The sequence below is a fragment of the Streptomyces sp. SAS_270 genome (genome assembly GCF_052543295.1).
The window spans coordinates 14151-35110 of record NZ_JBMNDS010000085.1 but is presented as its reverse complement, the minus strand read 5'-3'; the positions used below and the strand labels follow the sequence as shown (position 1 = coordinate 35110).

Below are 20960 nucleotides of genomic sequence, written 5' to 3'. Positions count from 1 at the left end.
TCGTAGGGAACAAAAGATGAGCCATGCAATCCGCAAGGCCACCGAGCTGGCCCTGGATGAGACGACGGTCACCGTGCTGCGGGCCGCGCTGAGGACCACCGCCGACGAAATCGTTCAGGCGATCATCGACGAGGTCCCTCCCTACGCCAACGCCCTTTCGGGCCGCATGGGCGCCACCATCCGACGAGCCGTCCGCACCGCCCTGGGGCACTACCTGGATCTCGCGAGCGGGAATGTCACGGGCGCCGACGCCGGTGACGCGGCTTACGAGCTGGGCCGCGGCGAAGTGCGCGACGGCCGTTCGATGGACGCCCTGCTCAGCGCCTACCGTGTCGGCGCCCGCGTGGCCTGGCGATGCCTGGCAGCGGGTGCCGTACCCGCCGGTCTGCCCGCCGCCGAGGTCGCCAAGTTCGCCGAGCTGACCTTCGCCTACATCGACGAGCTCTCTGCCGCGAGCGCCGCGGGCCACGCCGACGAACTGGCAGCTCGGGGCCGGGCTCATGAACGCCACCTGGAGCACCTGGCCCGCGACCTCCTCACCGGCGCGAGCCCGGACGTGCTGCTGGCCTCTGCTCAACGGGCCGGGTGGCAGCCTCCGGTTTCGCTGACCGCGGTCCTGCTGCCCGCCGCCCAGGCCCGGCCTGCGTACCGCACCCTCGACCCGAGCACCCTCGTCCTCGACGATCTGCCGGACGCCCTTGGCGTGCTGCTCGTCCCCGATGCCGACCGATCACATCTCCTGCGGCGGCTGACCGACCGCACCGCCGTGGTCGGGCCCGCCCGGCCATGGACTCGTGCGTCCGCCTCCTACGCACGAGCCGTACGCGCGCGCTCCCTCTCCTCTGATATCCGCGACACCGAGGACCACCTGCCCGAGCTGGTGCTGAGCGCCGACGTGGAGGCGTTCGCGGACCTGCGTGCCCGAGCCCTCGCACCATTGCGGACCCTGCCTGACGCGACCGCGCGGCGGCTGGAGGAGACGTTGCGGGCGTGGCTGCTGCACCAGGGCAGGCGGGAGGAGGTGGCGGCGGCGTTGTTCGTCCATCCCCAGACCGTCCGGTACCGGATGTCGCAGCTGCGGGAGCTGTTCCCGGATCTCGCATCGCCGCACCGGGTCCTTGAACTGACGCTGGCGGTCGGTCTTCGGGGCAACTGACGCGTTCTTCGACCATCCGCGAGCGGTCCAGCTGTCCATGCCTCGTGCTCGGTGCCGTCAGCTGGCTCATGCGGCCCGGGGAAGAGCAGTAATAGCCGGGTGAGACTGGGGGCGTGGTGGCCGCAGAGGTGATGTAGCGGTGTGCGGCGGCGGTCCCGGTGCCGAACCCCGCGGCGAGCTGAGCGTACGAGCGACCTTACGCAAGTGGGCGCACGTGAGCAGGGTTTGCCGGCCTGCCTTCAAGCGTCACCCTCGGGTACCGAACTCCCTGCGGTGGTGGCGCAGTTCGGCGGACAGGAAGCGCAAGGCAGAGCTGGGCAGAGCTGGGCACGTCGGTGCTCGGACGGTGGAGAAGCATACGAAGCCTCTGGTGGAGACGGATTTCTTGGTGGAACACCCGTCTACCAGGGGCTTCACCGGTCTGTCAGCCCAACTCCCTAGGCGCTGTTTCTCGGATCTCCTTACGCGAGCAAGGTGTTGGGGTCAGGCTGGATGAATGGGACGCGGTGACCTGACGAACACGGAGTGGGATCGGCTGGAGTCGTTCTTACCGCGTGGTGGTGCTCGTGGTGGCCGGTGGAGTGATCACCGGCGGGTGATCAACGGGGTGTTGTACCGGGTGCGGACCGGTGTGCAGTGGCGGGACCTACCGGAGAGGTTCGGGCCGTGGGAGACGGTCTATAAGCGTCATCGCCGCTGGTCAGCGGATGGGACCTGGAAGATGCTGCTGTCGAAGGTCCAAGCCGCCGAGGACGCCGCCGGCCGGATCGACTGGGACGTGTCGGTGGACTCCACAGCGGTGCGAGCTCACCAGCACGCCGCCGGCGCGAGGAAGGCACCGCCTGCCGCGGTTGCTCAAACGGGGGCCCGTCAAGGGACGAACCATGCCGATCCGGTACTTCGGAAACTGGCCGTCCGACTGGAGGAGGTGGTCAGATCGGCGAATGCCTGGGACGCTCCCGCGGCGGCTTCACCACCAAAATCCATCTCGCCGCCGAAGGGCGATGCCGGCCACTCGCCCTCGTCCTGACACCCGGACACTACGGCGACGGCCCCCAGCTCGAGCGCGTACTGGAACAGGTGTCCGTGCCTCGCAGCGGAGTCGGACGGCCACGCACCCGCCCCGACCATGTCCTGGCGGACAAGGCCTACACGTCCCGAAGCAACCGCCGTTACCTGCGACGACGTGGAATCCGGCACACCATCCCCGAACGCCTCGACCAGCAACAGCACCGCCGCAACCGCGGTTACCGAGGCGGTCGGCCTACCGCTTTCGACAGCGAGCGCTACAAGAAACGAAACACCGTCGAACGCGCCATCAACAGGCTGAAGGGCTTCCGAGCCGTCGCCACCCGCTACGAGAAACGCGCCTACATCTACCTCGGCACCATCACTTTCGCAGCCCTCATGATCTGGCTCCGCACATGATCCGAGAAACAGCGCCTAGTGGTCGTTGCAACGCCCGATGTCAGGGTCGGGTCGTGGGCTTCGTTTCCCGGTCTGAGGCGGGATCCGGCCATGGGTCGGGCCGGGGTTCGTTGAGGCGGCGGAGTCTGGCCCGTATCTCCTCGGCGTCCGGGTGGTTGACCTGGTTGAGGATCGTGAGCGCCTGCTGCCAACTTGTGCGGGCCGCGTCCGGAGCGCTGGCGGCCAGGTGGACGTCACCAAGGTTGCCGAGTACGTGGGCTTGTCCCCACTGGTTGCTGATGTCCGCATGTGTGTCGAGTGCCTGACGGTAGTACGCGAGCGCGTCGTCGTGGCGCCGGATCTGGTGGTGGACAGTGCCGAGGATGTCGAGTGCGACGCCTTCGCCCCAGCGGTCGCCGATGGCGCGCAGGACGGTCAGTGCCTGTTCTAGGCAGTCGATGGCCTCGTCGAACCGGCCGAGTTGCTCATATGCGTCACCCAGGTTGTTCAGGATGGTGCCTTCGCGGCCCCAGGTTTCGCCGAGTATCCGGTGGATGGCCAGTGCCCGACGGCAGTACTCGACGGCTCTGTCCGGCCGGCCGATGCGACGGTAGGAGTAGCCGAGGTTGACCAGGGCCTGGTAGCGGAAGTAGGTGTCCCCGAGTTCCCGTCCGAGGGTCATCAGCTGCCGCAAGTGGTCGATCGCCTCGTCGAACCGGCGTAGCTGCGTCAGGGCGCAGGCCACATCGCCGAGGCTGTATGCCTCGCCTGTGCGGTCGTGGGCGTCGCGGGCGGCGTCCAGGGCGGTTCGCGTGGTGTCGAGCCAGTCGTGCAGATGGCCGCGGATATAGAAGAACCCCCACAAGACGGCGGCCAGTTGCCACGCGATGCCCGCCCGTCCGGCCGCGACGGCCTGGTGGACCGCGGCGACGAGGTTGGAGCGTTCGTTCTCGCACCAGTCAAGGGCCTGGTCGTAGGCGCCGAACGCCAGAGGGTGGCAGGAGGCGGGCAGGGGGTCGAGGGGAACCCGCCGGCGGTGCGGGGCGAGGAACGGATAGGCGGCGTCGGCGGTGTGCAGGTACCAGGTGAGGAGCCGCTCGAGGGCGCGGTCCCGCTCTGCCGCTGTCTCGGCCACGAGGACACGTTCGGCGGTGTAGACATGCAGCAGGTCATGCAGCGTGTAGCGGCCGTATGCGTGCTCGGTGAGCAGGTGAGCGCGGGTGAGTTCGACGAGCAGGCCACGGGTCTGACGGAGCGAAAGCCCGGCCAGGGCGGCCGCGGCGGGTGCGGAGAGGTCGGGCCCGGAGTGCAGGCCCAGTAGGTGGAACAGGCGCGCGGCCGGGGCCGTCAGGGCGTGGTCGGACCAGGAGAAGACAGCCCGTGCGTTGGTGGTGAGATCGCCTCCGTCGAAAGCGTCGAGGCTGCCGTGGCTGTCGCGTAACTCCGCGGCGGCAGCGCTGAGGGGGAAGCCGGGGTTTGCGGCGACGCGGGCGGTGGCGATGGCCAGGGCCAGCGGGAGTCTGGCGCACCGGGTGATGATTTCCTGAACGGCGTCCGGTTCGGCCGTCACCCTGTGTTCGCCGAGCCGACGGGCCAGGAGGTCGCGGGCCTCGGCCGGTGAGAGCCGGTCCAGGACAACGGCATGGGCGCCCTCGGCGGCGACCAGTCCCGAGACCTGGTTGCGACTGGTGATCACGGCGAGGCAGCCAGGAGCGCCGGGCAACAGCGGGCGGACCTGGTCAGTGTTGCGGACGTTGTCCAGCACCACCAGCACCCGCCGCCCGGCCAGCAGGCTCCGGTACAGACCCACCCGCGCCTGAAGGTCCGCCGGGACGCGCTGGGTCGGCACGCCCATAGCGTCGAGGAAGCCCCTCACCGCCTGATCGGGCGTCACCGCCGACCCGGACGGGTCGAAGCCGCGCAGGTTCACATACAGCTGGCCGTCCGGGAAACGCTCGGCCACCCGGTGTGCCCAGTGCACCGCCAGCGCCGTCTTGCCCACCCCCGCCGTCCCCGACACCACCACCGCGGCCGGCCGCTGCGCGGCCTCGGTCAGGATCGCGTCCAGCCGGGCCAGTTCCTCCTGTCGGCCGGTGAACCCCCGTACCTCCAACGGCAACTGCGCCGGAACCGGGTGGCCGGATCCCGCCTCGGCGGGCGGCAGCGTACCGCCAGCCGTGGGCGGCGCGAATTCGCCGCGCAGAATCGCCTGATGCACCTGCTGCACCTCGGCACCCGGGTCCGCTCCCAGCTCCTCGGCCAGCCGTTTCTGCAGCACGGTGTAGCAAGCCAGGGCCTCCGGGCCACGTCCGGTAGCCTGCAGCGCCCGCATCAGCGCCACGGTGAGCGGTTCCACCAGCGGATACTCAGCGACCAGACTGGTCAGCGCATCGATCACCCCCGCGTGATGGCCCACCCGGAATTCGGCTTCAGCCCACGCCAGCACCGCCTGGATGCGCTGCTGTTGCCAGCTGTGCCGGGTGCGCTCCGCCCACGCACCGGCAAGCCCCGCTAGCGGCTCACCGCGCCACAAGCCCAGCGCTTCACGCAGCATCACCACCCGTTCGGCATCCGTACGGCCCACGTCTCGGGCCTGGTCGACCAGGTGCCGGAACCGGTGCGCATCGACCCGGCCGGACGACACGTCCAGCAGGTACCCGCCGGGACCGCGCCGCAGCTGCGGCCTTGCGTCAGTGCCGCCCGCGCTCGCATCGACAGGCGCTGTCATGCTGGCCAACATCCGACGTATCCGGGCAATATGTGCATAGAGGGAGGGGCGCACCTTAAGGGGCACATGCTCCCCCCAGGCCCGGTCGATCAGCGTCTGCACCGCCACCCAGCGGCCCGCATCCACCAGCAACGCCGCCAAGACCGTGCGCTGTTTGGCCGGACCCAGATCCACGGCCGCGCCATCCGCGCCCTGTAACTCAACCGTGCCCAACAGCAGAAAATCCATCATGCACTGCCCCCGAAGTCACTCTGCACCATCCCGTGCACCGGGCTGCGGCGCGCGCCAGCCGACGCACGCTGACCAGTGAAGCAAGGTTTTCACAAGGTTCCTGCCCACGTTCACGCCACACCGTGTGTTCAACGCCCCTGACAACGAGGGGCACCAGCCCTCTTGCCCCGCCAGCTGGAAGGAAATGTTGAGCATGACCACACCCAGCGCTCCGCACTCGCTCTCGGCACCGCTGTATGCGCCGTAGTGATGGCCCCGGGGCCGACCACCGGTGCCTTCGCGAACACCGAACCGCAGGCCCCGACCCAGCAGCACGCAGAGGCCCACCAGATCAGCAGCGGCGCCCCGGGCGAGATACAGACGCAGCCTACGTACCCCTCATGCCCCCGCAAAGATCGCGCCCGGCCATTGTTTGGCCGTTGGGTCATCCCTGCCGAACAATGCGCCGGCCGCTGAACTCGATGTCGCGGGCCCCGAGAAGCACCGTCTGACGAGGCACTGCCGGACGGTCACGGGGCTCGCGCTTCAAGGGGGGAGCGGGATCGGCCTCCGCCGTGCAGAGATGTCGGCGGAGGCCGATCCCCAGTACGCCTCGCAAAACAGGATCGGAAACAAGTACTGACTCCGCAGAGCGGCGTCTTCTTCAAGATGCCGCCGACAGGAAAACCAGGGGGTGTCGCAAATGGCACGACCAGTCTGGCTGAAGAAAGCGCTCCTGCCGTGTGCTGTTGCCGTCACGGCAGTGATGATGCAGGCGGCTTCAGCGAGTGCCGGCACGTGGGAAAACAAGATCATTGCTGACTGGGGGTCGATGAGCGGTTACATCTCGCACGGCTCGTCCTCCAACACAGGCTGTTCCTACGCGAAGGTGAACAGCACGCAATACCAGTACCTGCATGACGGCGATGCAAACGACGGGTACGGAGTCGTCGGGTACCTCATGTACACCGACTGCGCCACCGGCAAGATCAAGCACCAGGTGATCGGTGAGGCCCACTACGGGGGCGACGTCCAGCTCAGCACCAGCCCTGTCTACAACGCCAAGCTCCCTCGGTTCATGCTGTGCAAATCTTCGACGGATGGCGGCAAGTGGATCGACTGCAGGACCTGAGGGGGACAACGATGAAACGAATTGCCCAAGTGATCGCAACGCTCGGGGTCGTTGTCGCCACCCTGTTCATCACGGCCACAGCGGCGCAGGCCTACTCCCGCCATTTCGGTCTGCACTCGACGGATGATGGCTACTCCGGAGCATGGGGGCAGGGGAATCTCAACACGAGTTCCGATGACTTCTCCAGGTGCTCCAGGCTCTGGGTCACCAGCGGAAAACTCTGGGACCTGGACGCTGACGGCAGCGGAGCCATCGCTTGGCTTGCCTACACCGACTGCGCCACTGGCGAGCGAGAATACTTCAAGCTGGGAAGCATTGCAGGAGACGGGGAGAGCACCGCGCTGACCACCGCTTCGGTGTACAACGCCAAACATCCGACAGTGATGGTCTGTCTCTACAAGGGGTCGTCTCAGATGCGGGACTGTGGCTCCAGTTGGTAAAAACCGCGAGCCAATACCAATGGGCATAGCCCGCCGATCTGGTCGGTCTTCCTGCGGCAGGTCCCTCGGTCCGAGGGACCTGCCGCAGGTCATTTTGTCTGCCTTGGCCCGTGCATCCAGACCGCGGGTCGCGGGCAGCGAGGAGAGGACCAGGTCGGCGTCCGCGCGGGCGGACGTCTCCCAGGCCACGACCCGCCGCGAGAACGCGTCGCGGATCGCGGACAGCCACAACGGGCCCTCGCCGGTGGCGATCATCGTCAGGTCGGTGACCCACAACCGGTTCGGCGCCGGTGCGGTGAAGTCCCGCTGGACTAGGCACTGTTTCTCGGATCATGTGCGGAGCCAGATGATGAGGGCTGCGACGGTGACTGTGTCGAGGTAGGTGTAGGCCCGTTTCTCGTAGCGTGTGGCGACCGGGCGGAAGCCTTTGAGACGGTTGATGGCACGTTCAACTGTGTTGTGCTTCTTGTAGCGTTCGCGGTCGAATTCGGTGGGCCGACCACCTCGGGAACCGCGGTTGCGTCGGTGTCTGCGTTGGTCGAGTCGTTCGGGGATGGTGTGCGATATGCCGCGTCGTCCCAGGTAGCGGCGGTTTTCGCGGGATGCGTAGGCCTTGTCGGCCAGGACGTGGTCGGGTCGGCTGCGAGCCCGGCCGACGCCGCTGCGGGGTACCGACACCTGCTTCAGGACGGGCTGCAGTTGGGGGCCGTCACCGTAGTGCCCAGGCGTCAGGAGAACGGCGAGCGGTCGGCATCGTCCGTCCGCTGCGAGGTGGATCTTGGTGGTGAAGCCGCCGCGGGAGCGTCCCAGGCACTCCCCGATCTGACCACCTCCTCCAGCCGGACGGCCAGTTTCCGAAGCACCGGATCGACCTGGTTCGTCCCCGGGCGAAGCCCCTTTTGAACCGCGGCGGGCGGCGCCTTGCTTGCGCCGGCGGCGTGCTGGTGAGCCCGCACCGCCGTGGAGTCGACGGACACGTCCCAGTCGATCCGCCCCGCGGCGTCCTCGGCGGCCTGCACCATGGATAGAAGCATCTGCCAGGTACCGTCCGCCGACCAGCGACGATGGCGTTTGTAGACCGTCTCCCACGGCCCGAACCGCTCGGGCAGATCCCGCCACTGAACCCCTGTACGGACCCGGTACAACACCCCGTTGATCACCCGTCGGTGATCACTCCACCGGCCCCCACGCGCACCACCGCGAGGTAAGAACGACTCCAGCCGATCCCACTCCGCATTCGTCAGGTCTCCGCGTCCCATGGAGTCAGCCTGCCCCCAACACCCCACCCGCGGAGGGAGATCCGAGAAACAGCGCCTAGCCCAACTGCCCACCCCAACTGGCAAGTTGGAGAACGCTCAATGGCTCCGTTCGTTGGCAAGCCCGCACACGACTGCCGTAGTCGATGCAACACTGGCTGCCTCGGCGACCTTCGTGCGCCCTGGCACGAGCGAGAGGGATTCGTTCTTGGACGAGGAGCGGCGATGAACGAGATCGAGTTGGTGGTTGCGGCGCTGGGGGCGGGAGCTGCGGCGGGACTGTCGGAGTCCGCCAGCAGTGCGGTACGGGAGGCGTACGAGAGGTTGCGCGTTGCGGTTCAGCGTCGCCTCGACTCACGCGGGGACCAGGACCTTGAACTGCCCGTGATGGGCGGGGAATCCGGGATCGACGACGAATCGCTCCGAGAAGCGCTTGTCATGTCCGGCGCCGACCGGGACGTGCAGGTTCAGGCTGCGGCGGAGGCGTTCTTGCGGGAAGTCAACGGCAGCGGTCCCGGTGCCGGAATCGGCGTGGTGCACGTCCATAACTCCCAAGGCGTGCACGCGGGGCAGGGGTCGCAGATCAATTTCTTCAACGCCGGAGGAGCATCCGGTGACACACCGAGGGACTGAAGTTCCCGTCGGCGGTGGGGACAATGATCCCGACGAGACCGTGAACCAAATCGAGATCACCGGCTCCAAGGGAGTGTTGGTACACGGCACGCAGATCAATCATTACCCGAGCGAACGGCAGCGTGCCCGGTCGCCATACCTTTATCTGGTGCGACAGATCGCCCCCGAGGAACTGAAGGACCGGGACAAGGAACTGAGGCAGCTCACAGCCTTCTGCTGTGAGTCCGAGCCGTCGCACGACTACCTCTTCTGGAAGGCGGGTCCCTGGGCGGGGAAGACCGCTTTGCTGTCCTCGTTCGTCCTCGACCCCCCGAAGGAGGCGGAGATTGTCTCGTTCTTCATCACCCGCCGCTTCCCAGGGCAAAGCGATCACGGCGCCTTCCTGAACGTCGTCATCGAACAGTTGGCAACGCTTCTTGGCGAGCCCATACCGGCGAACCTCGTCCCCGAGAGTCGACCGGCGTATTTCCTGCAGTTGCTGGACGCGGCGGCCAGGGCGTGCAGGGGGCGCGGAAAGCACCTCGTAGTGGTTGTGGACGGGCTGGACGAGGACACCGGAGCCGCCCAACACAGCATCGCCGCGCTACTGCCTCACCGGCCCCCGGCCGGCGTACGCATCGTGGCGTCCGGCCGCTCCATCCCCGCCGACGTGCCCCCCGGGCACCCGCTCCGTCCCTCCGAGCAGATCCTGGCGCCGTCGGTGCACGCCGAGGGCATTCGCATCGCCGCCGAACCCCAGCTGGATCGCCTGCTGCAGGGAGACAAGACCGAGCAGGAACTGCTGGGCCTGATCGCCGCGGCCGGGGGCGGCCTCGACGGAGAAGATCTCTCCGAGCTCACGAACCGCCGACTGAGCGAAGTCCAGGAGACGCTTCGCTCCTCGTCGGGGCGGGTGATCACACGTACATCAGTTGCCAGCCCCATCAGATCCGTGGGGTCCCGTGAGATCTATCTTCTCGGTCATGAGGAGCTCCAGCAGGCCGCAGTCAAAGGATTCGGCCGAGAAGGAATTCAGGAATACCGTGAGCAGCTCCATGTCTGGGCCGAGCGTTACCGCGAGCTGAGCTGGCCCACGGATACTCCCGAATACCTGCTGCGCGGTTACTTCTCCATGCTGCAGGCCGATGGCGATCTGTCCCGGATGGCCGATTGCGCTCTGGACGTCGCACGACACGACCGATTGTTCGAGGTGACCGGCGGCGATGTCGCCGCGCTTGGTGAAATCAGCGCCACGCAAGACGGGTTCCTCAGCCGGAACGAGCCCGACCTGCGCGCCTTGACCCTGTTGTCAGTGCGCAAAGAACAGATCACCGGCCGCAACAGCGACATCCCCTCCAACCTGCCGGCTGTATGGGCGCTGACGGGGAAGCCCGAACGCGCCGAGGCACTCGCCCGGTCCATTCCTCATCGTGGTCCTCAACTCGTCGCACTGGCCGCTGTTATCCGCGCCTTGAACGACCGGCAAGAGGACGCTTACGTGCACACGCTGGTCGAGGAAGTGGTCACGTTCTCGGCGACGGTTCCTGTGTCGGACAGGGGCGCGTCCTCGGGGCTCATCGATGTCTCCATCGCGGTCGCGAAGGCCGGCTACCACGAGGAAGCGTACAAAGTCGCCGCGGCGATCGCCGACCTCCTGGATCGGTCCAGCGCCCTGGCCGGCGTGGCACGAGCGGCGGCCGAGGCGGGCCATATCGACTTCGCCGAGCGAACAGCCCGGAGCGTCAGCGCGGAAGACCGGCTGGGGATGGTGCGAGCGCAGCAGGAAATCGCGGAGGCACTGGCCGGGACGGACGCAATCCGGGCCAGGGCAGCGGCACGCAGGGCCGAGACCATCGCGCAAAGCATCACCGACCCGCTCCAAGGGCCCTGGGCGTTGGCGCGGGCCGCTTCGACGCTGGCGGCGGTGGGGCTGGACAGGCGAGCCGCAACGGTTGCCGAGCGAATGGAGAATCTCGCGAGGAGCAGGGCGACCTACGTCAGACTGGACCATTTCGCAGGGCAGTTGGGCAATGCGGCGAAGGCGTGGGCGCAGGCCGGTCGCGCCGAGCGCGCCCACGCGGTGGCTGCCGAGGCCGAGCACATCGCCAGGAGTATCACCACGGGCGATGCGTACGAGAGTCTGGCCTGGGGGCACGTCGTTCGGGCCTGGGGAGCTGTCGGGGACCCGGGCCGAGCCGAGCAAGTTGCCCGGAGCATCACCGATCCGCGGACCCGGTTGCTGGATCTGGCCGCGGTGGCCCCGGAATGGGCCAAGAAAGGTGACTTCGACCGCGCCGAGGAGATCATCCGGAGCATCAGCCGTTCGACGCACCGCTCGGGGGACTCTGACGCCGTGGACAGAGCCACGGCTCAAGTGGTGCAGACCCTGACCGAAGCAGGGGAGATCGCACGCGCCGAGGAGACCACCAAAATCATCACCGATGCTCGTCAGCGGGCACGGGAGATGGCCGGGGTGGCGTGCGCGTGGGCCGAGGCAGGAGAAGCTGCCCGCGCCAGGGCCGTAGGCAGGATGGCCGAGCAACTCGCCCGCGGAAGCACCAAGCCCAGCCGAATGCTCTGGGACCTCGAGGCAGTGGTGGACGCGCTGGCTGCATCGGGACATATGGCTGAAGCGAAAGTGATCGCCCGACGCATCTGGGATCTGGCGAACCGGATACCCGAACCCAAGAACCAGGTGCGGACGCTGAGCCGCACAGGGGGAGCGGTTGTCGCGACCGAGGTGGTGCAGCGGGCGGAGAAGGCCGCCCGGACCATCACAGATCCTGAGGAACTCGCGAGCGCTCAGAAGGAGATCGCTATGGCCTGGGGGAGGCTGGAGGACTTCGACCGCGCCGAAGACATGCTGTCCGACATCTCGGAGAGTGACGGACTGCCTTGGGCGTGGCAGGAGGTTGCTTGGTCGGCTGCCCGGACAGGTGACTTCGACCGCGCCGAGGAACTCGCCTTGAGCATCACCATGGCCGACTCACCAGAACACGCCCTGGCAGTGGTAGCCCACACACTGGCAGGTGTGGCGCGGGCGGCAGCCAAGGCGGGCGACGCCGATCGTGCCACCGCTCTGCTGCGGCGGGCCGATCAATGCGCGAGGGATGCCGCAGACCCGTTGGAGCGAGCCCGGGAACTCTCGGAGGTCGCTCGGGCATGGGCTGATACGGGCGACACCGACCGAGCAAGAGCCGCGGCCCTCGACGCCGAGGCCATCATGGCCGGGTTCACCGATGCACTGCTTCGCTCTCGGGACTCGGCGGGCCTGGGGTGGGATCACGAGATGGCGGATTGGACGTGGTCGACGGTGGCACCGGCATGCGCGGCCGCAGGAGACATCGCCCATGCCGAGGAGATCGCCTGGAACCTCGCCGAACCCGCCTACCGCGCGGACGCCTTGGTGGGCATGGCCGAGTACGCAGCCCCGACACAAGCGCGCAGGCTCGTTGCGCACGCGCTGCAGACGGGCAGATGGCAGCGAACGGTCCGAGCCCTCGCCACCATGTCCCCCGAAGTGCTCACGGACATCGCTCAGGAAACGCTCACCAGACTGCACGAGACCCTCCCAGCGTGAGGGCGTACAGCACCGAGGTGGCCGGGGTGATGGAGCGGAGCAACCACCCATCGTCTGCGACGCCACCGCCTTCACCCACTCTTGCTCCCCGCCCCACACGGCCACTGAGTGCTCGATTGGTCTGTCCAGCCGCACTTTTCGGTTCCTGGGCCGGGCAACTGGTGGCCAGGCGGCGGGAGATCGGGGCGCGGTGGCGGTGCTCCCGCCGCGCGACAGGCTTGTTGCCCATGCCCATCTGCGTGCGGTGACACCTACGGCCAGCCGGCAGCTCGGCATCGGGACCGTCTACCGCTACATCCGCGAAGCCCGTCGAGGCCCTGGTTGCCACGGCATGAACGTCCAGGTTCTGACCGATCCGTTCGGGCGACTACTCTGCCCGGCTCGACTCACGACCTCACCGCCGCCCGAAGAGATGGAAGCGCCGCCCCCCGGGGTCGACCGGCCGTGGCCTGTTTGATCATTGCGTGACTTGCGTCCGGAACTGAGACTGCTGTGAGCGCAACAGGGACGTGTAGGACGGGGTGCTCGGTGAAACGCATTCACTTCACAGCGGAGGACTTGGCGCGGACCCGTGTGGCCACGACGATCGGCGTGGCGGCGGAGACGTTCGACAGTGTGAAGCTGTTGAAGGACCGCGATACCTCGCTTGCCTTCCGCCGCTGGCACGTATCGGTACGTGGACGGCTGGGCGGCCAAGCCGGTCCACTGGCCGCGTTGATGCCCCTGCGCGGTCCGCTGGTCGACGCGATGAGCCTGATGGGAGACACGGCGTCCATCGACGAGGCGGTGGACAACCTGATGGCGGCTCCCCGTGCCCTGATACGCCTGGAACTGGAGAACATCGACTTCCATCCCGCGCATCGCTCCTGGGCCCGAAACCTGGTCGGCGGCGACCGGGAAGCTCGCCGCCAGGTGGCCTTGGCACTGCGGGCCTGTCACAGCGCCACTGTCGCCCCCTACTGGAGCAGTGTGCGCTCGCGTCTGAGCGAGGTCCGGGCCGCGTACGTGGGCACGATGGCCGACGGCGGAGTCGAGCAACTCCTCACCACGCTCTGCGGTCCGTTGGTCCGCTGGCGGCCGCCCGTGCTCGAAGTGGTCCACCCGCGCGATGCGGACATCCACCTGAACGGGCGAGGTCTCGTCATCGCGCCGACGATGTTCTCCACGCAACAGGTCGAACTTCTGCAAGCGCCACTGGACCCGGCCCGGGCACCCATTCTGGCCGTCCCCACCGTCAGGACCACGTCACTCGATACCGCGTTGTGGGAGGGCACCGGCGAGTCCACCACCCCGTCACTCGACGACCTGTTGGGGCGGACCCGGGCCGCGGTGTTGAGAGAGACCGTCGACGGGTGCGGCACCACGGAGCTGGCCCGCCGCCTGAACATCTCACCGGCGACCGCGAGCCACCACGCGACGGTGCTGCGCAATGCCCACCTGGTCACCAGCCGGCGCGAGGGCAAGGCGGTCGTCCACGCTGTCACGTCGCTGGGCATCGCCCTGCTGGACCAGCGGCACCCCCTGACCTGACGGGACGACCGGGTCGAAACGGTGCCTTCCAGGGCGTCAGGACCCGCCGCGGCATTCCCGAGAGGGCGTGGCCCTGTTGCGCGGTCGCCGTCGCCGCGCCCGCTGTCGTGGACGTACAGAGCCGATCAGCTCACCGGGTCACACGGGGGAAGAGCCGTTCGACGGCGGTGACCACGGCGACGCGGCGAGCGGCAGGGGACGGATCCGTGGCGTGTTCCGCCGCGACGGCGCCGATCTCGGTCTGGGCCGCCCACGTGGTGGCGATCTGGTTGACCAGGGCGAGGATGTCGACCGGGTCCCAGGCCGGATCGAGCCGACCTGCCCGCTGCGCGTCGCGCAACTGGCCGATCTTGCCGGCGATGGTGTCCCGAACCGTGTCAGCGCTGGACGAAGCGGCGGTGCCGGCGAGTTCGAGGCGCCCCCAGGTGATCAGCCGGTGGTGGTCGGGGCGGGTGATCGTGAAGTGGTCGTAGAGGCGGCCCGCGTAGCCCGGCAGATCGGCCGGGTCCATGGGGGTGGCCTGCGCTACCCGGGCCATTTCAAGCAGGGACACGTATGCGTAGAGCGCCTCCTTGCCGCGGAAGTACGCGTAGACGCGCTCCTTGCTGGTCCTGGCCTGTTTGGCGATGCGGTCCACCCGGGCGCCGGCGATTCCGTGGCGGGCGAACTCGTCCGTGGCCGCGGCGACGATCCGCTCACGGGTGGAGTCGGCGCTTTCCGGAGCGGCGGGCAGGGAGGTCGGGTCGGCTTTCGGGCTGGGCATAGGGCCAGGATAAGTGACCAAACTGTTTGGTTTGGAAATGTGGTGGGTCGGCGTTACAGTCAAACCGAACGGTTCGGTTTGGAACTGGCCGGACTCGTACCCATGTCTGGAGAGAACTCATGCACCACCGTGATCTGGGATCCCAGGGCCTGCGCGTCTCGGCGCTCGGCCTCGGCACCATGGGGATGACCCTCGCCTACGGCTCCTCGAACGACGACGAGAGCACCGCCACCATCCGCCGCGCCCACGAACTCGGGATCGATTTCTTCGACACCGCCGAGCTGTACGGCCTCGGCACCGGCAGCAACGAGATCCTGCTCGGCGAGGCCGTGAAGGACTTCCGCGACGAGGTGGTCCTGGCCACCAAGTTCGGGTTCGACATGACCGCGCAGCAGATCGGCGCCGGCTTCAACAGCCGACCGGAGAACATTCGCAAGGTCGCCGAGAACAGCCTGCGCTATCTGCAGACCGACCGCATCGACCTGTTCTACCAGCACGCCGCCGACCCCGATGTGCCCGCCGAGGAGGTCGCGGGCGTGGTCGGCGAACTGATCGCCGAGGGCAAGGTCAAGTATTTCGGCCTGAGCAACGTGGGCCCCCAGTACATCCGCCGCGCCCACGCCGTCACCCCGGTCTCGGTCCTGCAGTCCGAGTACTCGCTCTTCGAGCGGGCGGTGGAGGAGAAGATCCTGCCGGTGCTGCGGGAGCTGGGCATCGGCCTTGTCCCGTACTCCCCGCTCGGCCGCGGCTTCCTGACCGGCGTGGTCAAGCCCGCCGCCGAGTATCCGGCGGACGACATGCGCAGCTGGGACGAGCGGTGGCAGGGTGACAACTACACGTACAACCTCAACGCCACCGAGCAGCTGAAGAAGCTCGCCGCCGCCAAGGGCATCACCGCCGCGCAGCTCGCGCTGGCCTGGCTGCTCGCCCAGGGCGACGACGTGGTCCCGATCCCCGGCACCCGCAACGCCGGCCGCCTGGCGGAGAACGCCGCCGCGGCAGACGTCGAACTCACCGACGCCGACCTCGAGCAGATCAGGCAGATCCTTCCCCGGGGCTCCGCGGGAAGCCGTTACCCGGCCGCCATGCTGGCCACGATGTCGACCGACTGACTCCGAGCGCCCGAGGAGCGTTCGGGCGTCAGCGTCCCGTACGGCCCTCGATGCGGGGGAGCCGGCAGTCCGGCTCAGGAGAGGTGGACCGGCAGCTCGTCGCAGGCGGCCGGACGGTCGGTGCGGACCTCGAGCGGGTCGTCGGCGAGCTCGACCGAGGAGTACCGCTCGGCGGGCACCGGCCGCGCCGCGCCCGAAGAGGCGCACGAAGCGGGGTCGGCACGCATCGCACGGCGGTCTGGAGAGACGGGCGGCTTCTGTTCATCGGCGCGATGGCGATGGCGCTGGCCGAGGGGTCGGCGAACGACTGGCTGCCGCTGATGTGGCCGATGGACATGGCATGGACGCTACGGCGGGCTCCCTCGTGTACGCCGGTTTCGCCGCAGTGATGACGCTGGGCCGCTTTGGTGCCGCCTTCTTCCTTGACCGCTTCGGCCGTACCGTCGTCGTGCGCGCCAGCGCCCTCTCCGGTGCGCTCGGCCTGCTCATCGTGATCGTCTCTGACAACGCTGTCCTGGCCGGAGTCGCCGTGCTGCTGTGGGGCTGGGCGCCTGGCTCGGCTTCCCTCTCGCGCTCTCGGACGCCGGGGAGTCCGGCCCGGACCAGACGGCCCGGGAGCGGGCTCGGCGTAGACCGCACCGGACCGCTGCTCGGGCTGTTGCTTGATCAAGGGCTTGCGTCGGCCCATCGCTGGGCGGTGGTGAAGGCGAGAAGAGGGTCGCGGCCGTCGTGACCCCAGGGGAGGGGGGTGACGATGCCGGCGATGGTGCGGAAGACCGGGGCCGCGCGGGCTGGTTCTCTGGCGGCGCAGAGGGCGTAGGCCACAAGGTTGAGGTCGGCGATGGCCGCCGCGTACGGCAGATAACCCGGCCGGGGCCAGTCGGCCTGGGCCGGTTCCAGAATCCGGGTGGCTTCGTACCCGCTCCACAGGTGGTCGGCTGTGAGTGCGTGGACACCGCCTTTGGACCGAGCGGTGTGGAAACGGTCGATCAACGCCAGCAGCGTGAGGCCGACTGTCGGTGCCGTGGCCGGTGCCGTGGCCCTTACCTGGTCGACGAAGTCCATGGACTGGGCGAGGGAGCCGCACTCCCGGGGCGAGAGGTATCCGTACATCTGCAGATGAGCCTCGCGGTGCCAGGCGTCTCTCGCGACGATCTCCCTCCACACGGGGAAGACCTCCGTGCGCGGCCTGCGCCACTGGCGGAGCAGCCCGAGGCGCACCACCCACGGATTGGGGTCGTAGGGATCCAGGCGGGCCGCCGCCGCGCAGGCGCGGAAGGCCTGCTCGAACTCGTCGTGGTGCAAGGGTGTGCGGGTGCCGCGCGCCATGATTCCCCAGGCGAACAGGGTGTGCGCGTCGGGGCGGTCGGGACGCAGTTCGGCCCAGGAGCGCTGGACGCTCGGGCGCGTCACGGCGGCCAGGGCGGCCAGTCGATGGGCCTGGCGGTCCCAGTCGCGACCGGTGTCGTCGAGCAGCCGCTCGACAATCGGGGCGGCGAGCGTCCGTGCGGTGGCTCTGCCGGTGAGTTGCCGGCACGCGCGGCCCAGTTCGGCGTCGTCGAGTTCCGCGGCGAGGCGCGGTGTCGGCTTTCTGCCCAGGCCGCGGATCATGACCGTTCACGCTCCTCGTGGGGCGTCTCGTGGGTCGGACGTACGGTGCGGGACGGTCCCGTGTGCCGGCCTGAGGCCGGAAGCCGGGACCGCCCCTGTCCTCACGTCAGGTGGCGTCGACGTCGGTGGTGGCCAGCTTGGCGTAGACGTCGGGCCGGGTGCGGCGGATGTGCGCGGCGAGGGCCATGCCGGCCAGGAACACTGCCGGGGTGAGCGCGACCAGCGCCCAGTTGACGGTCGGGCCCGCGCCGGTGAACAGGTCCAGGCGCTTGCAGACCAGCACGGTGACAGCGGTGAGGAGGACGCCGGCCGCGGCGGGCGCGAGGAGGGTGCGCATGCGTCCCTCGCCGTGCTCGGCGGAGTTGCGGCGGAAGAAGGAGACCACCGCGAAGGCCGCCAGCGCCTGCAGGACGAGGATGCCGACCACACCGGGAGTGTTCACCCACAGGAAGAACTTGGTGTAGGGGTCGACGCCGATCATGGCGAAGACGGCGACGACCACGACCGCCAGGAGGCTCTGGGCGATGCCGGCCATCCACGGCGAGCCGTGCCTGGGGTGCACGCGGCTCAGCGCCGCGGGGGCGACACTCTCGACGGACAGGGCGTAGACGTAGCGGGTGATGGCGTTGTGGAAGGCGAGCAGGGCGGCGAGCACGCTGGTGACGATCAGGACGCGCTGGACGTCGGTCGCCCAGCCGCCGACGTACTGGGTCATGGCGGTGAAGAACATCTCCGCCGGGTTCTTCGCGGCGACGGCGACGGCCTGGTCGCTGCCGAAGGCCTGCACGATGATCCAGGCGATGAAGGCGTAGAAGAGGCCGAGGAAGCCGACGGCGAGGTAGGTGGCGCGGGGCACGGTGCGGTCGGGGTCGCGGGCCTCCTCGCGGTAGATGGCGGTGGCCTCGAAGCCTATGAATGCGGCGACGGCGAGACCGAGGGGTCCGCTCATCCCCGAGACGAAGATGTTCGAGGGGGCGAAGGAGTCGAAGCTCAGGCCGTGCGCGCCGCCCTTGACCAGGACGGCGCCGGCGAGCAGCACCAGGATGGCGGTCTCCGCGATCAGCAGGGCGGCCAGGACCTTGGCGCCGAGGTTGATGGAGCGGAAGCCCAGGAACCAGACGACGGCGATCCCGGCGAAGGCGTACACCGGCCAGGGCAGGTCGACGCCGAGGAGGTCGTTCGCGGTGGTGGAGGCGAAGAAGCCGAAGGCGCCGAACATGCCGATCTGAAGGGAGTTGTACGAGAACACCGCGAGGAGCGCCGCCCCCAGCCCTGCCGGACGTCCGAGGCCTCGGGCGATGTACGAGTAGAAGGCGCCGGTGTTGCGGATGTACGGCGTCATCGCGGTGAAGCCGACCGCGAAGAGGACCAGCACCACGCCGATGGCGAGATAGGCGACCGGGGCGCCGATGCCGCCGAAGAGGATGGCGAGGGGGGCGACGCCGGCCATCACGGTGAGCGGGGCGGCCGCGGCGACGACGAAGAAGACGATGTCGGCGACGCCGAGGCTGCCGCGCTGGAGGTGATGGCCCTGATCGGTCCCGGCGGCCGGTGGGGGCTGCTGCGGAGCGGTGGGGACGAGGGGCTCGGTCATGGAGGTCTCCGCGTGGTGTGTGGTCGGGGAGCGGGTGGAACGTCCAGGAGACGCAGACCGGTCGTGACGACGACGTGGGTCTATCGTCTCCCGGCACGCGTGCTGCGGGGGGTGGTGGCGTCGTGAGTACGCCGGCCGGCGAGCCAGGTGCCCAGGACGGGGAGGCGCGCGAGGTCAGCTGGGGCGGTCTCGGCCGGGTCGGCGGCGAGATGCACCAGGTCGGCGCGCATTCCGGGACGCAGCGCGCCCCATTCCTTCTCCTCGAACGCCTGGTGGGCGCATCCTGCGGAGTAGGCGGCGAGAGCGGTGTCGAGGTCGATCCGCTCCTCGGGGAGCCAGCCGCCCTCGGGAACACCCTCGGGCGTCTGACGGGTCACTGCGGTGGCGATGCCCCGCAGTGGTTCATGGGCGGTGACCGGCCAGTCGCTGCCGAACGAGAGCCGGGCGCCGGAGCCGAGCAGGGCGGCGATCTGGTACTGCCGCCCGCCGCGTTCCGGGCCGATCCTCGGCAGCGTCAGCTCGGTCATCAGGGGGTCGGGCTGGGCCCACAGCGGCTGGAGGTTGGCGACCACGCCGAGTGCGGCGAACCGGGCCAGATCGGTGGGGTCGATGAGCTGGGCGTGGGCGATGACCGGACGGCGGTCGCGGGCGCCGTTGGCGCCGACGGCGGCCTCGATTGCGTCCAGAGCCGTCCGGACTCCGCCGTCGCCGATGGCGTGGAGGTGCGCGCGGAAGCCGAGTGCGTCGACGGCGGTGACGGCCTCGGCGAGTTCCCCGGGGGTCCAGTTGGCGATGCCGTGCGAGTGCGGGCAGTCGGTGTAGGGCTCGAGGAGGGCTGCGGTGCCGGACTCGATGACGCCGTCGGCGAAGAACTTCACGGACCGCGCGGTCAGTAGCCCGGGAGCGGAGCTCTCCACCTTCTCCCGGTCCGCCGTGAACCGGAGGAGGCGCTCGCGCCAGCCGTCGGGTTCCAGGACGAAGGCGAGGTCGGCTCGCAGGGGAAGCCCCGGCTCTGTGGTCGCGGCGGTGACCCAGACGTCGGCCTGGTGCGGCTCGACCCAGGCATCCTGTACCCAGGTCACGCCGGCGGCGGCGAACCGGGCTGCGGCTTCGCGCAGCGCCGCCACCTGTGCCTCGTGGGACGCCGTGGGAATGAGGGCGAGCACCGGGCCGAGAGCTCCGAACTCGCGCAGGGTGCCCAGCGGCTCGGATGATCCGTCCCGGCGCAGGATCTCCCCGCCCGTCGGGTCCGGGGTGCAGGCGGTGTAACCGGCCCGGCGCAGGGCCTCGCTGTTCACCCAGGCGGTGTGGTGGTCCATGGTGCGCAGGACGACGGGACGGTCGGGTACGGCGGCGTCCAGCCTCCGGGCGTCGAACCGGCCGTCGGGGGCGAGCCACGGGTCGAAGCCGTCACCGGTGATCCACTCCGTCTCCGGGTGTTCGGCGGCCCAGGCTCGTACGGTCTCGACGATCTCCTCGACGCTTCCACGGTCCCGGACCGGCACGCCGGCCAGACCCAGTCCTCCCATCACGGGGTGCACATGTCCGTCGCCGAACGCCGGCAGCAGGGCCCCGCCGGCCAGGTCGACGACGGTGGTACGCGGTCCCCGGGCGGCCAGCGCCGGTGCTCCGAGGGCGGTGATCCGGCCGCCGGTGACGGCGAGGGCGTCGTGGACGGGGGCATCTGCGGCCCCGGTCCGGACGGTCCCTCCGGTGAAGACGATGTCGGCGTGCATGGCGTGTGGCGGTGCCTTTCCTTCGGCCGGCCGCCTAACTGAAAGGCGTTCGGTTTCCGGTAATGTAGGCGCCGTCCAGGCGGCTGGGAAGAG

14 protein-coding genes and 3 pseudogenes are annotated in these 20960 nt (G+C 68.9%); 9 read left to right on the top strand and 8 right to left on the bottom strand.

Features of this window, described 5'->3' with window-relative positions:
- The first annotated feature begins 16 nt into the window (after positions 1-16).
- Positions 17-1156 carry a PucR family transcriptional regulator gene (locus ACN6LB_RS37895; protein ID WP_445029817.1) on the top strand — a complete coding sequence of 380 codons (1140 nt, stop codon included), beginning with the start codon at positions 17-19 and terminating at the stop codon, positions 1154-1156.
- Between the two features lie 496 nt (positions 1157-1652).
- Positions 1653-2584, top strand: a pseudogene (locus tag ACN6LB_RS37890) (IS5 family transposase).
- A 40-nt stretch (positions 2585-2624) separates the two neighbouring features.
- Here ACN6LB_RS37890 and ACN6LB_RS37885 read toward each other — a convergent pair.
- Complete coding sequence (locus ACN6LB_RS37885) at positions 2625-5522, bottom strand: AfsR/SARP family transcriptional regulator (RefSeq protein WP_445029816.1); 2898 nt, start codon at positions 5520-5522, stop codon at positions 2625-2627.
- A gap of 682 nt (positions 5523-6204) precedes the next feature.
- Here ACN6LB_RS37885 and ACN6LB_RS37880 point away from each other — a divergent pair.
- Positions 6205-6633, top strand: coding sequence for a hypothetical protein (locus ACN6LB_RS37880; RefSeq protein ID WP_445029815.1), 429 nt, complete (start codon positions 6205-6207; stop codon positions 6631-6633).
- Between the two features lie 11 nt (positions 6634-6644).
- Positions 6645-7073, top strand: coding sequence for a hypothetical protein (locus ACN6LB_RS37875; protein WP_445029814.1), 429 nt, complete (start codon positions 6645-6647; stop codon positions 7071-7073).
- 147 nt (positions 7074-7220) lie between these two features.
- Here ACN6LB_RS37875 and ACN6LB_RS37870 read toward each other — a convergent pair.
- Positions 7221-7352: pseudogene (locus ACN6LB_RS37870) on the bottom strand (DDE-type integrase/transposase/recombinase); the annotation flags it as partial.
- A gap of 51 nt (positions 7353-7403) precedes the next feature.
- Positions 7404-8332, bottom strand: a protein-coding gene (locus ACN6LB_RS37865; RefSeq protein WP_445029813.1) for an IS5 family transposase whose coding sequence is annotated in 2 segments (ribosomal slippage) — positions 7404-7934 and positions 7937-8332 — 927 coding nt in all. Because the reading frame shifts where the segments join, the coding sequence is not laid out codon by codon here.
- Positions 8333-8554: 222 nt separating this feature from the next.
- On the opposite strand from ACN6LB_RS37865, the gene ACN6LB_RS37860 reads away from it, so the two are divergent.
- The 3 genes from ACN6LB_RS37860 (at position 8555) to ACN6LB_RS37850 (ending at position 14051) form a co-directional block, all read left to right on the top strand.
- Complete coding sequence (locus tag ACN6LB_RS37860; protein WP_445029812.1) at positions 8555-8962, top strand: hypothetical protein; 408 nt, start codon at positions 8555-8557, stop codon at positions 8960-8962.
- Positions 8963-9002: 40 nt separating this feature from the next.
- Positions 9003-12521, top strand: a complete 3519-nt coding sequence (locus ACN6LB_RS37855; protein ID WP_445029811.1) for a hypothetical protein — start codon at positions 9003-9005, stop codon at positions 12519-12521.
- 528 nt (positions 12522-13049) lie between these two features.
- Complete coding sequence (locus ACN6LB_RS37850) at positions 13050-14051, top strand: ArsR/SmtB family transcription factor (protein WP_445029810.1); 1002 nt, start codon at positions 13050-13052, stop codon at positions 14049-14051.
- A 130-nt stretch (positions 14052-14181) separates the two neighbouring features.
- Here the strand turns inward: ACN6LB_RS37850 and ACN6LB_RS37845 are convergent, their stop codons facing one another.
- The gene (locus ACN6LB_RS37845) at positions 14182-14814 is read right to left on the bottom strand and encodes a TetR family transcriptional regulator (protein WP_445029809.1); all 633 of its coding nucleotides are present in this window, start codon (positions 14812-14814) and stop codon (positions 14182-14184) included.
- A 119-nt stretch (positions 14815-14933) separates the two neighbouring features.
- On the opposite strand from ACN6LB_RS37845, the gene ACN6LB_RS37840 reads away from it, so the two are divergent.
- Positions 14934-15926, top strand: coding sequence for an aldo/keto reductase (locus ACN6LB_RS37840; protein WP_445029808.1), 993 nt, complete (start codon positions 14934-14936; stop codon positions 15924-15926).
- A gap of 74 nt (positions 15927-16000) precedes the next feature.
- On the opposite strand, the gene ACN6LB_RS37835 is transcribed toward ACN6LB_RS37840, so the two are convergent.
- Positions 16001-16153, bottom strand: a complete 153-nt coding sequence (locus ACN6LB_RS37835) for a hypothetical protein (protein WP_445029826.1) — start codon at positions 16151-16153, stop codon at positions 16001-16003.
- A gap of 6 nt (positions 16154-16159) precedes the next feature.
- Here ACN6LB_RS37835 and ACN6LB_RS37830 point away from each other — a divergent pair.
- Positions 16160-16541, top strand: a pseudogene (locus ACN6LB_RS37830) (MFS transporter); the annotation flags it as partial.
- Between the two features lie 51 nt (positions 16542-16592).
- On the opposite strand, the gene ACN6LB_RS37825 reads toward ACN6LB_RS37830, so the two are convergent.
- The 3 genes from ACN6LB_RS37825 to ACN6LB_RS37815 form a co-directional block, all read right to left on the bottom strand.
- Entirely contained in the window at positions 16593-17537 is a 945-nt protein-coding gene (locus ACN6LB_RS37825) for a hypothetical protein (protein WP_445029807.1), read from the bottom strand.
- 106 nt (positions 17538-17643) lie between these two features.
- Positions 17644-19131, bottom strand: coding sequence for an APC family permease (locus tag ACN6LB_RS37820; protein WP_445029806.1), 1488 nt, complete (start codon positions 19129-19131; stop codon positions 17644-17646).
- A gap of 80 nt (positions 19132-19211) precedes the next feature.
- On the bottom strand, positions 19212-20867 hold the full coding sequence (locus tag ACN6LB_RS37815) for an amidohydrolase (RefSeq protein WP_445029805.1): 1656 nt from the start codon (positions 20865-20867) through the stop codon (positions 19212-19214).
- Between the last annotated feature and the right edge of the window lie 93 nt (positions 20868-20960).

Excerpts from the sequence above, each read along its gene's own strand:
- ACN6LB_RS37895 (WP_445029817.1), top strand. The coding sequence starts at position 17 with ATGAGCCATGCAATCCGCAAGGCCACCGAGCTGGCCCTGGATGAGACG.
- ACN6LB_RS37885 (WP_445029816.1), bottom strand. The coding sequence starts at position 5,522 with ATGATGGATTTTCTGCTGTTGGGCACGGTTGAGTTACAGGGCGCGGAT.
- ACN6LB_RS37880 (WP_445029815.1), top strand. The coding sequence starts at position 6,205 with ATGGCACGACCAGTCTGGCTGAAGAAAGCGCTCCTGCCGTGTGCTGTT.
- ACN6LB_RS37875 (WP_445029814.1), top strand. The coding sequence starts at position 6,645 with ATGAAACGAATTGCCCAAGTGATCGCAACGCTCGGGGTCGTTGTCGCC.
- ACN6LB_RS37860 (WP_445029812.1), top strand. The coding sequence starts at position 8,555 with ATGAACGAGATCGAGTTGGTGGTTGCGGCGCTGGGGGCGGGAGCTGCG.
- ACN6LB_RS37845 (WP_445029809.1), bottom strand. The coding sequence starts at position 14,814 with ATGCCCAGCCCGAAAGCCGACCCGACCTCCCTGCCCGCCGCTCCGGAA.
- ACN6LB_RS37840 (WP_445029808.1), top strand. The coding sequence starts at position 14,934 with ATGCACCACCGTGATCTGGGATCCCAGGGCCTGCGCGTCTCGGCGCTC.
- ACN6LB_RS37835 (WP_445029826.1), bottom strand. The coding sequence starts at position 16,153 with ATGCGTGCCGACCCCGCTTCGTGCGCCTCTTCGGGCGCGGCGCGGCCG.
- ACN6LB_RS37825 (WP_445029807.1), bottom strand. The coding sequence starts at position 17,537 with ATGATCCGCGGCCTGGGCAGAAAGCCGACACCGCGCCTCGCCGCGGAA.
- ACN6LB_RS37820 (WP_445029806.1), bottom strand. The coding sequence starts at position 19,131 with ATGACCGAGCCCCTCGTCCCCACCGCTCCGCAGCAGCCCCCACCGGCC.
- ACN6LB_RS37815 (WP_445029805.1), bottom strand. The coding sequence starts at position 20,867 with ATGCACGCCGACATCGTCTTCACCGGAGGGACCGTCCGGACCGGGGCC.